Annotated in this window: 10 protein-coding genes and 3 tRNA genes; all 13 read right to left on the minus strand. The window is 57.9% G+C overall.

The genetic code is table 11. From position 1 onward, the window contains the following. Positions 1 to 216 precede the first annotated feature (216 nt). The 13 genes from JS530_RS04670 to guaA all read right to left on the minus strand — a co-directional run bounded on the left by JS530_RS04670 (position 217) and on the right by guaA (position 12,968). A tRNA-Ala gene (locus JS530_RS04670) sits at positions 217 to 289 on the minus strand. A gap of 68 nt (positions 290 to 357) precedes the next feature. Next, positions 358 to 430 (minus strand) — tRNA-Ala (locus JS530_RS04675). A 143-nt stretch (positions 431 to 573) separates the two neighbouring features. After that, entirely contained in the window at positions 574 to 1,275 is a 702-nt protein-coding gene (locus tag JS530_RS04680; protein WP_214376052.1) for a histidine phosphatase family protein, read from the minus strand. Positions 1,276 to 1,382: 107 nt separating this feature from the next. Then, positions 1,383 to 1,796, minus strand: a complete 414-nt coding sequence (gene rsfS / locus JS530_RS04685; RefSeq protein ID WP_214376053.1) for a ribosome silencing factor — start codon at positions 1,794 to 1,796, stop codon at positions 1,383 to 1,385. 3 nt (positions 1,797 to 1,799) lie between these two features. After that, positions 1,800 to 3,182, minus strand: a complete 1,383-nt coding sequence (gene glmU, locus JS530_RS04690) for a bifunctional UDP-N-acetylglucosamine diphosphorylase/glucosamine-1-phosphate N-acetyltransferase GlmU (RefSeq protein WP_214376054.1) — start codon at positions 3,180 to 3,182, stop codon at positions 1,800 to 1,802. Positions 3,183 to 3,304: 122 nt separating this feature from the next. Then, positions 3,305 to 3,724 carry a hypothetical protein gene (locus JS530_RS04695; protein ID WP_214376055.1) on the minus strand — a complete coding sequence of 140 codons (420 nt, stop codon included), beginning with the start codon at positions 3,722 to 3,724 and terminating at the stop codon, positions 3,305 to 3,307. A 25-nt stretch (positions 3,725 to 3,749) separates the two neighbouring features. Next, the gene (locus JS530_RS04700) at positions 3,750 to 3,989 is read right to left on the minus strand and encodes a hypothetical protein (protein ID WP_214376056.1); all 240 of its coding nucleotides are present in this window, start codon (positions 3,987 to 3,989) and stop codon (positions 3,750 to 3,752) included. Between the two features lie 86 nt (positions 3,990 to 4,075). Then, positions 4,076 to 5,230 carry a hypothetical protein gene (locus JS530_RS04705; protein WP_214376057.1) on the minus strand — a complete coding sequence of 385 codons (1,155 nt, stop codon included), beginning with the start codon at positions 5,228 to 5,230 and terminating at the stop codon, positions 4,076 to 4,078. A gap of 306 nt (positions 5,231 to 5,536) precedes the next feature. Continuing rightward, positions 5,537 to 5,607: transfer RNA gene (locus tag JS530_RS04710), tRNA-Gln, on the minus strand. 154 nt (positions 5,608 to 5,761) lie between these two features. Then, positions 5,762 to 6,784: a ribose-phosphate diphosphokinase gene (locus JS530_RS04715; RefSeq protein ID WP_214376058.1), complete on the minus strand. Its 1,023-nt coding sequence runs from the start codon at positions 6,782 to 6,784 to the stop codon at positions 5,762 to 5,764. 166 nt (positions 6,785 to 6,950) lie between these two features. After that, on the minus strand, positions 6,951 to 8,849 hold the full coding sequence (locus JS530_RS04720; protein ID WP_214376059.1) for an acyltransferase family protein: 1,899 nt from the start codon (positions 8,847 to 8,849) through the stop codon (positions 6,951 to 6,953). A gap of 111 nt (positions 8,850 to 8,960) precedes the next feature. Continuing rightward, positions 8,961 to 10,445, minus strand: a complete 1,485-nt coding sequence (locus JS530_RS04725) for a DUF1846 domain-containing protein (RefSeq protein ID WP_214376060.1) — start codon at positions 10,443 to 10,445, stop codon at positions 8,961 to 8,963. 960 nt (positions 10,446 to 11,405) lie between these two features. Beyond that, a complete protein-coding gene (guaA, locus tag JS530_RS04730) occupies positions 11,406 to 12,968 on the minus strand; it encodes a glutamine-hydrolyzing GMP synthase (protein WP_214376061.1) in 1,563 nt (520 codons plus the stop codon). Positions 12,969 to 13,017: the final 49 nt, after the last annotated feature.

The following is a 13,017-nucleotide window of genomic DNA, read 5'->3' on the forward strand; positions in this document are numbered from 1 at the left end:
GCCCACGCCTTAGACAACGCAATCGTCAACGCCATCGAAATCCATGAAATCGATAAACAGCAACCACGCCACGCGAAATCTCGGCCATTCTGACCGACCTAAAACACCACAAAAGTTCCTATAACCCCACTATGCAGCAGCGTCAGACTGCCGAATAGTGCGACGCAAGTCGAGCAGAACGCAAAAGGCCGGCGCTTCAAGCACCGGCCTTATCTGTGGAGCTAGGGGGATTCGAACCCCCGACCCTCTCCATGCCATGGAGATGCGCTACCAGCTGCGCTATAGCCCCGAATGGGTAGACTCATCAGTCATGAATCTGAAGGAAATCATCAACACTGGCCATTGATAACCTCTTCGTGGAGCTAGGGGGATTCGAACCCCCGACCCTCTCCATGCCATGGAGATGCGCTACCAGCTGCGCTATAGCCCCGTTTTCAGTTGTTGACCCGTCGTTCGGACCTCGTATACATTACGACAGAATGAACTATCCGGCAAATCGGCGTGTCGCCAAATGACATTCATGTGATTTGGCGTACGCCGAACCGGATAGTTTTCCTGTATTTTCTTGTGTTTTCAGCGTTCTTTTTCCCATTCATCCGTATCGGCGATGGCCGGACCATGGTTGTAATCCAGCAGCCGCCAACGCGTGGGCTGTCCCTCGATATCCATGGGAACAAGACGCACCCAATGCGCATTACGCATGGAGAGCAGTGAAGCAAAGGTCGGATCGACAGTGCTCAACCCCAGCAAGGTTTGCAGAGTTTGGGAGATCCAAGCTCCATGAGAGAACACAAACAAATCAGTATCCATGCCGGCACGGGTGGACCAATCCTGCAACGCTTCAACGCCGCGTCTGCCTACATGCTCCTTGGCTTCAGCGTGGTACTTCATCTCACCGCCACGATGCTCCATCCATGAACGAAAATCCTCCGGATAACGTTCAGCCAGTTCGCTGACCGCATGTCCATCCCAGTCGCCGAAACTCCGTTCGCGTACACGAACGTCGTCATGGACTTCGGCACCGCCGAGCGCATCAGCGAATGCCTGTGCAGTGGCATGCGCACGAATCAGATCGGAGCATACGATGATGCGGCGATCGGTTTCCGGTCTACGATCCACATAGAGGTCCTTCAGCGCGGCTGCGGTCTGCTTGACCTGCCACTCGCCTACTGCGTCGAGCGGAATATCAACTTGCCCCTGAAGCTTGTGCGCGGCGTTGTACGACGTGCGTCCATGCCGTACAAGGAAAATGGAGCGTACATGTTGCGTTGTCATGAGATACGTCCTTACGTTCGAAGAGGCTCTCTATGCTGCACTCAGTGCAGCACTGGTTGCATGCAAACGCGGCGGGGTGACTTTTCACCGCCGCCGCGTAGGTTTGCTTAATCGACCAAATCGTCGGCGGCATGGTCATGCGCCGCCGTTTCTGGATGCTCGAGTTGCAAATCGATGGACTCGCAATCCTTCCACAGCCGTTCAAGGCCATAGAATTCGCGAGCCTCATCGTGCATCACATGGATGACGAAGTCACCGTAATCGAGCAGCACCCATTGGCCTTCGGTCAGGCCTTCGCGCGAGCGAGCCTGCCGTCCACCGCATTTGAGGTACAGGTCTTTTTCGATTTCCTCGGCCACGGCCAGCACCTGGCGTTCGTTGGATGCGCCTGCAATCATCATGATGTCGGTGATGCCAAGCAGGTCGGCGACGTCGAATGCCACGATATCAGTGGCTTTGATGCGATCGGCGGCTGCGGCAGCCACGCGCACGGCGTTGATGGAATCCTGGAGTGCCGGCATTGATCAGCGCTCCCAGGCGGGCTTCCAGCCCTCGACGTTGTGCTGCGTGTTCTCGGAGTAGACCATCGTGTCGCTGGGCACGGTATGGCGGACCACGGAGCCTGCGCCGGTGGTGACGTTATCGCCCACCTCAACCGGGGCAACGAACAGGTTGCCGGCACCCACGTGGCAGTCGGAACCGATGACGGTGCGGTTCTTGTGCACGCCATCATAGTTGGCGGTGATGGTACCGCCGCCGATGTTGGTGTGGTCGCCGAGCTGGGCGTCGCCCACGTAGCTCAGGTGCGGCACCTTGGTGCCGTTACCGATGTGGGCCTTCTTCATTTCCACGAATGCGCCGGCCTTGGCGTCCTCGCCGAACTCATTGCCCGGACGCAGGTACGTCCACGGGCCGATGTTCGTGCGTGCGCCGATATGGGATTCCTGTACGCGGGAACGCTCGACCACGGCCTCGGCATCCACCGTGGCGTCGATCAGTGTGGTGTACGGGCCAACGACCGCGTCTTCGCCGATTACCGTATGGCCCTGCAGGAAGGAACCGGGCAGAATCGTGGCGTCGCGACCGATCTCAACGTCATCCTCAATCCATGTGGTTTCCGGATCCAAGATGGTGACGCCCTCACGCATCCAACGTTCGCAGACGCGACGGTTGTAGGTCTTGGACAGTGCGGCAAGTTGCACGCGATCGTTGACACCTTCCACGGTCAGCGGATCCGGAGCGGCGAACGCGCCCACCTTACCGGAGGCCTTGGCGGTTTCCAGTGCGTCGGTCAGATAGAACTCGCCCTGGGCGTTGTTGGACTTCAAGCCCGCAATGGCTTCAGCGAGTACGGAAGCCTCGAAGACGTAGACGGAGGTGTTCACCTCCTGCACGGCAAGTTCGCTGCGGTTGGCATCCTTCTGTTCGACGATGCGCAGCACATTGCCTTCACGGTCGCGGATGATACGGCCGTAGCCGGTCGGATCGTCAAGAATCGTGGTGAGTACGGTGGCGCCGTCACCTGAAGCATTATGGAACTCGACCAGCTTACGCAGCGTCTCACTGTCCAGCAGCGGCATGTCGGATGCGGCAATCAGGACCGGACCGTTCAGCTCGCCGGCTTCGGCAAGCTGGGCCATCGCACACTGCACGGCGCGACCGGTGCCGGGAATGTCATCCTGATTGACGATGGTCACATGCTCGTCGTAGGAGCGGGCGGCAGCTGCCACACGCTCAGCCTGGAAGTGCACCACCACGGCAAGGGTGTCGGGGTTCAGAGCCGCAACAGAGTTCATCACCCTGTTCAGGAAAGTCTTGCCGGCAAAGGTGTGCAGCACCTTCGGCTTGTTGGAACGCATACGAGTTCCCTCGCCAGCGGCGAGGATAATGGCTGCTGATAATGCCATAAGTGAGTATTCCCTTCGATTCGGAATAACTGATGCTCTTGCAAACAATCTAAAACAATAGACGGAAAAACAATTGACGGCCACTCGAATGTCGAGTAGCCGTCAATACCATGGTGGCTCGTTTACGGGTGATCGAACGAAAAAATGAACATGAGAAAACCCATGAACACAAGAAACCCGCCTAGCATAGAGGCAAGGATGATGAACACAACCGTTATCCAATCGCTCCACTGCCGTCGGGGCGGAGTTCCCGGGTAGGTAGGTAAACCTTCCTGTGGCGGTTGCGCACTGACCTGTGGCAGTTGCGCACTGACCTGAGGCAGTTGCGCACTGGCCTGTGGCGGTTGCGCACTGACCTGAGGTATTTGCGCCTTGTTGGCCTCTGGAGATTGCGCCCTGACCTCTGGACGGAAAGGTGACGGGCGCCCTTCCACCTCATGCCTACGGCCTTGCCGCCCCTGCGCCCATTTCACGGTGCTTATTACAGCAGGAACGGCCAATACAACTACAAGCAGCAACTGCATCATGATGATCAATGACACGTTGCTCCCCTTCCTGAATGCCGGATCATTGTATACTACTCGGATCCAATATCAAAGATACGACCAGCGTTGCCACGCATGCCAGAAATGTCAAGATTCCACGCACAACACGCCGCTGATGTTTCCATTCCGGCCTTTTTTCGAGTGCCCGATCCAACCAGGAAATCAGAATCGTCGCCGGCAAAAGCACTATAAGCATGGCCAGCCAATCCACGCGTGTAAGCTTCACATGCGCATGCACATGCGTGACCAGCAGCAGAATCATAAGGCTCTTCCCCTATCACGAGCCACCTCTTGACCCTGTAATGGTACGACCAACCCGGAATCATAATCCATAGGAGCCCCGCATGTTCAACGGCCGCATTGGCCGGCGTGTACCTGTTCGGCGGCTTGGTCGGACGCGTCCGTGATCGTGTACTCGGGGAAATCGCCGATATTCTTCTGCAGGTTCGTCCGGTCGCCGCCCAGATATTTCAACGCGTAACTGTTGGCCAGGGCGTCGCTGCTCACGCCGAGCGGCGGATTGGTGGTACGGCAGCGTTTATAGACGAACGCGTGGCCGAGCTCGTGACGGATCACATCCGGATAGTCCGATCGCGTGATCGTCCGCTGCCAGTCGCTTCGATTCCGGTTCATGAAAATCAGGTCGGGTACGGCCGCGCAGTATGAAGCCACGGTGGTGGAATCATCGCCGTCGGAGTCCCTGCAATAGTTGTAGATTTGCTGGTAGTCGTAGTTCAGGGTGAGTCCGGCGGCCTGGGCCAGCCGTTCGCCGGCCTCAAGCCATGTGCCGTCCGCCCCAGCCTGCACGTCCGCGTTCCTGACCTGCTCCTCCAGCGTGTCCACGTCGACGCTTTTCGGCGCTTTTCCGTCGGACTCGTACACGCTGCCGTCGGAGCGGGTGATTTTGACGTTGACCTCCAGATCCTCATGGTTCCGGAACTTGGATTCCAGGGTGTTCACCTCGTTGATGCGCGTCCGGTAGATGTCGTCCAGTTCCGCCTTGCTGGTGGTCATTTCGCAGCCCATGCGCACGGCGGCCCTGCGGTCGGTGAGGATGAGCATGAAATCCTTCACATAGTTCCCGGAATCCTCGTCGGCAGGCAGGTCGAGACTGGTGAAGATCGTGCCCTGGTCGATCATCCGCTGGTATTCGGTGTACTTGTCCTCGACGAGTTTCGAATACGCGACGTATTGGGCGGAGTCCGTGCAGGGAATGATGTCCGCATACCAAGCGGTGTCGGGATTCACCGAGTTTCGCAGGTTCTGCCGGATGCCGTTGACCGCGGTCGCACCGAACACGAGGCCGACGACGAGCAGGATGGTCAGGACCACGGCGATGATGATGCCCGCGTGGCTGCGTTTCGGAGGCCGGTATGGCGGCATGGGTGATCCCACGTATTGGGGTCGCATCCCGTATGGAGCCTGGTAGGGGTTGGCTCCGGGCCGCCCATACTGGGGTTGCGGCCGGTATGGTGGCATGGGATTCCCGTATGGACCGGTCATGGCTTCTCCTTCCGGCCGCTTGACCAATCGCGCACGGATTGCGCGCATGCCGAGCTGCTCGTCGTCGAGTCCGGCCGGATGCGGGATGGCGATGGCCTCGGGGACGGCCCCGTCCACGCGTACGGTCGGTAGTTGATATCAATCATATGCGCATCTTCGCACATAAGCCGCTCATGCTTGGACTGAAATATGGAAAAAAAGCGCGGGGCCTCAGCCGGACCCCGCGCCCTCGTGATGCCGTACGCCCCCGACTTCCAGGAGCTGCGGCTGGCGCTTCCGGGGATGAACCCCGGGCGCCGGATTTCGCTCCCCCACCTGGACTCGAACCAAGACAAAGGGTTCCAAAGACCCGTGTGCTGCCATTACACCATGGGGGAATCGTGGGCGTATTGCAACCCACAAGTGTTCATTTATACCACATGTTCGGCATTTGTCGAATGGCACCGACATGTCGTGCCGCAGTCAACACACGCTCGTGCGTTGCATACTGCGGTTTCAGTGGCATTCAAACACACGCCGGGATCCGGCGCGTCACGCGAACAGGAAGCCTTGCCCGTGATGCTCCGGATACGTGTCGAACAGTTCGGCCACCGAACCATCCTCGAACACGGCACGGATGGCGCTGGCCAGCAGCGGCGCGATGGATAGCACGGTCAGGCCATCCCAGCGCTTCTCCTGCGGAATCGGCACGGTATCGGTCAACACCACTTCGCGTGCGCCGCAGTTCTTCAGACGCTCCACGGCGGGGCCGGACAGCACGCCATGCGTAGCGACCACGGTCACCGACTTCGCGCCGGCATCCTGCAGCACATGGCATGCGCCGGCGATGGTACCTGCGGTATCAATCAAATCGTCGACCAGCACGCAGTCCTTGCCCTTGACATCGCCCACCACACGGTTGGCGACAGCCTGGTTCGGACGGGTGATGTCACGAGTCTTGTGCACGAAGGCCAGCGGGCCGCCGCCTAAACGCTGTGCCCACTGCTCGGCCACGCGAATACGACCGGCATCCGGGGACACCACGGCAACGTTATCCAACTGGCCCTGGAAACGGTCACGGATGTAATCGACCAGTACCGGCATGGCGATGAGATGATCGACCGGGCCGTCGAAGAAGCCCTGGGACTGCGCGGCGTGCAGATCGACCGACATGATGCGGTCGGCGCCGGCAGTCTTGAGCAAATCGAAAATCAGACGGCAGGAAATAGGTTCACGGCCGCGATGCTTCTTATCCTGACGCGAATAGCCGACCAGCGGGCATACCGCGGTAATGGAGCGGGCAGACGCACGCTTCAGCGCATCGATCATGATGAGCTGTTCCATAATCGCCTTATTAATCGGCTGATAGTGGCTTTGCAGTACGAAGACGTCAGCGCCTCGCACCGATTCGGTGTAGCGCACGTACATCTCGCCGTTGGCGAAGTCGTATGCCGTGGTCTCCAGCAAATCAATGCCGAGCTGCTGTGCAACATCTTCGGCCAGTTTCGGATGGATTCTTCCCGTAACGAGAATCAGGTTCTTATCAGGCTTTCCTTCAAGGACTGCGCTCACCATTACTCCCAACGTGTGGTCTCGCTGATGCAAATCACAAGCATAGCTGCTCTTCACGACTGTGGTACACATTGGCGTTGCCTGCCGTTCACTTCACGCTGTGAACGGCAGGCAACGCACCGCTATTCGTAACGGCAGGCAGTCGACGGGAAATCGGCCAGCCACCCAGTCAGTGCTTGCCGGCAATCCAATCGGCGATGGTTTTCTTGACGGTTTGCGCATACAAGTCGGATCCAGCGCTTGGGTGGATGCCATCCGAGCCCAACACTTGTGGATTGGCGCTGACTGCAGCATCCCAGTCCACCAGTATTACGTTGCCGCTATGCTGCGCGGCATAATCCGCCAATACCTGATTGGTGGGGCCAATCCATGAGCGATCTCCGTGCGCGTTCACCAGCACCATCACGCGGTCCGGACCCAACTGGTTGTAGATGTCGTCCAATTGCGCGCTGTTCGCTGCGGTATTAGTGCCCAAACCGACTAAGACCCACTTGCGCAGCGAGCCGGATGCCACATCCGTACGGATAATGCTTGCACCCGCAATCATCGATCGCGATACGGCTGCATCAATCTGGATGTTGGGAAACACATTGGATAATCCTTGCGAAGACGCGAGCATCACCGAATCTCCCACAGCAGTAATCTCATCGCCGGTAGGCATAGTGTACTTCGGCTTGGGAGGCTGAGGCACAGTGCCACGCAGCAAATCTCCGGTCCGCTGTTGCTCCTTTTCCAACTGACGAGCCTGGCTCTCCAACTGGAGTTGCATGGCTGTTTTCGTGGGCGCGTTCATCACTCCATGCACGCAGCCGAATACTGAAGCCACCAGCAGTACGTCCACGATAACCGCACGGATGATGTGGCCGACTGTTGGATTATGGATTGGCAACACCACGAACAGTGCCGACCTCGTGCCGGCCGGCTTCTCCACCAACAGCCACGACATGGTTGTGGCCGCAGCAGTCAGTATTGCGGTCATCACCAACGGCCATGGTCCTGGCACCGGTATCAATTGAGGCGCCAGCGCAAGGGATATGATCCACAACGGCCAATGCCATACATAGATGCCATACGAGTATTTGCCGAGTCCTGCGAGTGGGCGGAACACCATCAGATCCTGCATCCAGGAATCCTGACAAATGGTTCCTGCAATCAGCAGTATCGCGAGCGCACTGGCGATCAAGGTGCCGCCGCGGAAAGCGAAGTCATCCTGCTTGCCTGCGATGGTCAACGCGACCAAAGCAATCAGACTCAGGAATGCAAACACCGGAGCGACCGCGCGATAGATGCTTACGCGCAGCGACTGCACCATCTGCGGTACTGCGATGGGAATGACGCTGCCGTCCGGCGATGGCACTGTGTGAATCGTCTGCGGAATTCGAGGGTGACGCTGTTCGTACATCACCATCAGCCAGGCCAAGGCGATACCGAGCATCAGACCGAAACTATGCGTATCGGTGCCGAAGTACACACGAGTAGGGTCATTGCCAGGCTGGTAAAGCAGCCACATCGCGCCACCGCTGGCCGCAGCCAACAGGAGCGGCAGCATCAACGGCAACAGCATCGATGCTCGGGCGCGCTGAATGAGCCACATGATCCATACGATAAGCGGCACGATCACATAGAACTGCATCAGTACGCCGATGAACCACAGGTGTCGGAACACTTGCGGTTGCATCTGATCAAAATAGCTTTGCCCACTGGCGATGGCATACCAGTTGTAGCACCCCAGCAGAACGGTAATGAGCTGATTGCGAATGCCTACCAGAATATCGCGGTCGAGCAGCCATCCGATGGTCACTATCATCGGCACAAGCAGGAACAGTGCCGGATACAAGCGGGCTGCGCGTTTGGGAATATACCGCTCAAGATTGAGGGAGCCTGTGTCGAACAGCGAGCGCAGCAAGCTCACGCCAATCAGAAAGCCGGACACCGTGAAAAACACGTCGACCCCATAAAAGCCACCCGGCAACAGCTGCTGCTGCGTGTGGTAAAGCACTATGGCAATAATCGCCAAACCTTTGATGCCGTTAAGCCCCACATAACGACTATGAACCGCTGATGACACTGATTTCGTCTCTTGTTTCTTGCTCTCTCAACAAAAATTCCGCTAGGTATTACACCAATAGGAGCGGACAGTGCCGCTTGCGCAGAACACTGTCCAGAGAGCATCGTCAAGTTACTGCTTGTGATATAGGCTCACGCGTTCATATTTCGGCTCACAGCACACGTTGATGCCGAGTTTGCGGTACAGCGCCTCGTCCGTGGACGAGATGATGACGGAGAAGAAGGCATCGCAGCCGCGCAACTGTTCGAGTCCTGCGATGACTCGTGCTGCCACCGGCTTGGTGGCGCTGGTGATTGAGAGCGCGATGAGCGTCTCATCCGAATGCAAGCGTCGGTTCGCACTGTTGAGGTGCTCTGTTTTCAATTGGCAAATTGGTTCGATTGCCGTATCGTCGATGACTTGCTCGGCATCGTCCACTCCGGTGACCGCCTTCAACGCGTGCATGAGCAGTGCGCTGGCGGCACCCAGCAGATCACCGGTTTTGCCGGTGACTACACGCCCGTCCGGCAGCACCATGGCTCCAGCCGGAGCGCCTGTGGCAGCCTCTTTTTCGAGGGCTGCGGCGCGTGCCGGAGAAAGATCCGGAGTGACCGCGGCCTTGTTCATGATTGAACGCAACCGTTCCACTTGTTCCTCGCCGGCACCGGTGCGCTTGAATCGCACCGCGGCATCGAAGTATCGACGTACGATTTCCAAGCGTGCCGCTTCCCGGCATGCCTCGTCGTCCACGATGGCGTAGCCGGCCATGTTGACGCCCATGTCGGTGGGGCTCTGGTACGGGCTCTGCCCCATGATGCGTTCCATCATGGCTTTGAGCACTGGGAACGCCTCAACGTCACGGTTGTAGTTGACGGTGGTGGTGCCGTAAGCCTCAAGATGGAAGGAATCGATGATGTTCGCATCGTCAAGGTCCACGGTGGCGGCTTCGTAGGCGATGTTCACCGGATGGTTGAGCGGCAGGTTCCAGATGGGGAACGTTTCGAATTTCGCGTATCCGGCTTCGATGCCGCGCTGATGCTCGTGGTAGAGCTGGGACAGGCAGGTGGCGAGTTTGCCGGAACCCGGGCCTGGAGCGGTGACTACGACGAGCGGTCGGCTGGTTTCCACGTAATCGTTCTTACCGTAGCCTTCAGCCGACACAATATGTTCGATGTCATGCGGGTATCCGGCGATCGGATAATGCAGGTAGCATGTGACGCCCAACTGGGCGAGACGGTGACGATACGCATCCGCGGCCGGCTGCCCCGCATACTGGGTGATTACCACGGAACCCACGTACAGGCCGTGGGAGCGGAACACGTCGATGAGACGCAGCACGTCTTCGTCATACGGGATGCCGAGATCACCACGCATTTTGGCTTTTTCGATATGGTTCGCGTTGATGGCGATGACGATCTCCACATCGTCCGCCATGCTTTTGAGCATCTGGAACTTCACATCCGGTTCAAAGCCCGGCAACACGCGTGACGCATGGTAATCATCAAACAGCTTGCCACCGAATTCCAAGTACAGTTTGCCACCGAACTGGGCGATGCGCTTGCGAATATTATCGGACTGCAGCTCAATATATTTCTGGTTGTCGAAGCCCTGACGCATAAGGCGACTATCCCTTTCCGAACATCGTCATAAACGCAAGAATTATACCGGAGTCCAAGGAACAACGGGCGCTAGTTTTTGTGTGCAAGAAGCACTTCTTACGAAAAACGAACCATCATCTGATGCGCCGACTCATACAGTGCGTAGCCATCGTTTGATTGCCGCCTGAGGACCAATGAAAAAAGCTATAAGACTTAGGCAATGGAGACAATGGCACCAAAGACGACCATCTCTACGCGAAAGGCTTGTGCTGGGAGGACATGTCACTGGTCGGGCGGGCGCTTGGACACATTCCAGCAAAGTCAAAACCCCTATTGTTGGCTTGTTGACTTCACTGAAGGCAGTCACCGAAGCCCGCAGGCCAGCTTATGGATCATTGAACTCGATAAAAGAGCCTCATCGAAGTTACAGACCACGGCGTGCCCGAACAACTTCGCTAGGAGCTCTCAGCGAAGGCAAAAGGGCAGTCCCGCTCCCGATGCCATCACGCAGATCCTCGCAGCAATGCGCAGCGAAGTCATGCGGCCATAATCTGAGGCAATCGCATCAAAATAGCCAAGATAAAAATAAGAGCTATTCTCAATCATTGTCTGAGCATCAGTATTAAGCCCCTCAGCAAAGGCAGGAGGGCGAAACCTGTCCGAACTGCATCACACTGTCGACTGACGCCGGCTGCCTGATGCAGTCAAATGCTCACTCTGTGCACAGATCCCATCTCAATGTGCTCAAGCTCATCTCTCAGAGAAGCCGAACGGGCACAACATGGTATCTCGGCATTATTACGACGATGCCGTTATCCACGGGAAGTGTTCCATCCGCGGATAACGGCATCTACTAACGCTCCATCAGAGCATTTCAGTTGAATAATCGAATGATGTGTGTGCCCTCTAGGCGCACCGAAGGAAGCGGTACAAAGGTACCGCGACTGAGGAGCAACGACGAGGACACTCCATCATTCGATTATTCCCATTCGATGGTTGCCGGGGGCTTGGAAGTGCAGTCCAGCACCACGCGGTTGATCTGGCGGCATTCGTTGGTGATGCGCGTGGAGATGGTGGCGAGCACGTCGTACGGAACGCGAGCCCAATCGGCGGTCATGGCATCCTCGGAGGACACCGGACGAAGAACAATTGGGGAACCGTAGGTGCGTTCGTCGCCTTGGACGCCGACGGAGTGCACGTCGGCGAGCAGCACGACTGGGCACTGCCATATATCACGGTCGAGGCCGGCCTTGGTGAGCTCTTCACGGGCGATGGCATCGGCTTCACGAAGCAGGTCGAGACGGTCCTTGGTGATTTCACCGATGATGCGGATGCCGAGACCCGGGCCGGGGAACGGCTGGCGCCAGACGATTTCATCCGGCAGACCGAGCTCGGTGCCGATGGCACGTACCTCATCCTTGAAGAGGGTACGCAGCGGTTCGATGAGCTGGAACTTGATGTCCTTGGGCAGACCGCCGACGTTGTGGTGGGACTTGATGTTGGCTGCGCCATCACCGCCGCCGGATTCCACAACATCCGGGTAGAGGGTGCCCTGAACGAGGAACTTGACTTCCTTGCCGCGGGCGCCGGCTTCCTCGAGCACCTGCTGCTGAGCCTTTTCGAAGGTGCGAATGAACTTCTCGCCGATGATCTTGCGCTTGCGTTCGGGCTCGCTAACGCCCTTCAAAGCGGTGAGGAAGTCGTCGGCGGCGTCGACGGTGATCAGACGGATGCCGGTGGCTTCGACGAAGTCATGCTTGACCTGCTCGACTTCGCCCTTCCTGAGCAGACCATGGTCGACGAACACACAGGTGAGCTGGTCGCCGATGGCCTTGTGCACCAGAGCTGCAGCGACTGCGGAATCCACACCGCCGGACAGGCCGCAAATCACTTCTGCGTCGCCGACCTTCTCACGAATCTTCTTGACCTGATCTTCGATGATGGACGATGCATCCCAATCATTGGGCAGAGCTGCGCAGCGGTGCAGGAAGTTCTCGATGAGCTGCTGGCCAAGCGGAGAGTGCTTGACTTCCGGGTGCCACTGCACACCGTAGAGCTTGCGGGATTCATCCGCCATGGCGGCAACCGGGGCGCCTTCCGTGTGGGCCAGCACTTCGAAGCCTTCGGGGGCTTCTTCAACGGCCACACCGTGGCTCATCCACGTGGTCTGTTCGGCCGGGGAACCGTCGAGAATGCCTGCTGCATTATCAACGGTGGCTTCGGTCTTGCCGTACTCACCGAGAGCGGCCTTGTCCACTTTGCCGCCAAGTTCATAAGCCATGACCTGGAAGCCGTAGCAGATGCCAAGCACCGGAACACCAGCATTGAAGACCTTAGTATCTATAGAGGGGGCGCCGGGCTCGAATACGGAAGCCGGACCGCCGGAAAGGATGATCGCCTTTGGATCCTTGGCCAGAATCTCGTCGGCCGGCATGGAATGCGGCACGAGTTCGGAGTAGACTCCAGCCTCGCGGACTCGGCGAGCGATGAGCTGGGCGTACTGGGCGCCGAAATCGACGACAAGCACAGGACCATTTGCCATTGAATTCCCCTAACGTTCATTGAAGCTTTACGTGGGTTGAACATGCACG

It is taken from the genome of Bifidobacterium colobi, from assembly GCF_018555455.1.
GTDB lineage: Bacteria > Actinomycetota > Actinomycetes > Actinomycetales > Bifidobacteriaceae > Bifidobacterium > Bifidobacterium colobi.

Coding starts and splice junctions, on each gene's coding strand:
- JS530_RS04680 (WP_214376052.1), bottom strand. CDS start 1,275: ATGACAACGCAACATGTACGCTCCATTTTCCTTGTACGGCATGGACGC.
- rsfS (WP_214376053.1), bottom strand. CDS start 1,796: ATGCCGGCACTCCAGGATTCCATCAACGCCGTGCGCGTGGCTGCCGCA.
- glmU (WP_214376054.1), bottom strand. CDS start 3,182: ATGGCATTATCAGCAGCCATTATCCTCGCCGCTGGCGAGGGAACTCGT.
- JS530_RS04700 (WP_214376056.1), bottom strand. CDS start 3,989: ATGATTCTGCTGCTGGTCACGCATGTGCATGCGCATGTGAAGCTTACA.
- JS530_RS04705 (WP_214376057.1), bottom strand. CDS start 5,230: ATGACCGGTCCATACGGGAATCCCATGCCACCATACCGGCCGCAACCC.
- JS530_RS04715 (WP_214376058.1), bottom strand. CDS start 6,784: ATGGTGAGCGCAGTCCTTGAAGGAAAGCCTGATAAGAACCTGATTCTC.
- JS530_RS04725 (WP_214376060.1), bottom strand. CDS start 10,445: ATGCGTCAGGGCTTCGACAACCAGAAATATATTGAGCTGCAGTCCGAT.
- guaA (WP_214376061.1), bottom strand. CDS start 12,968: ATGGCAAATGGTCCTGTGCTTGTCGTCGATTTCGGCGCCCAGTACGCC.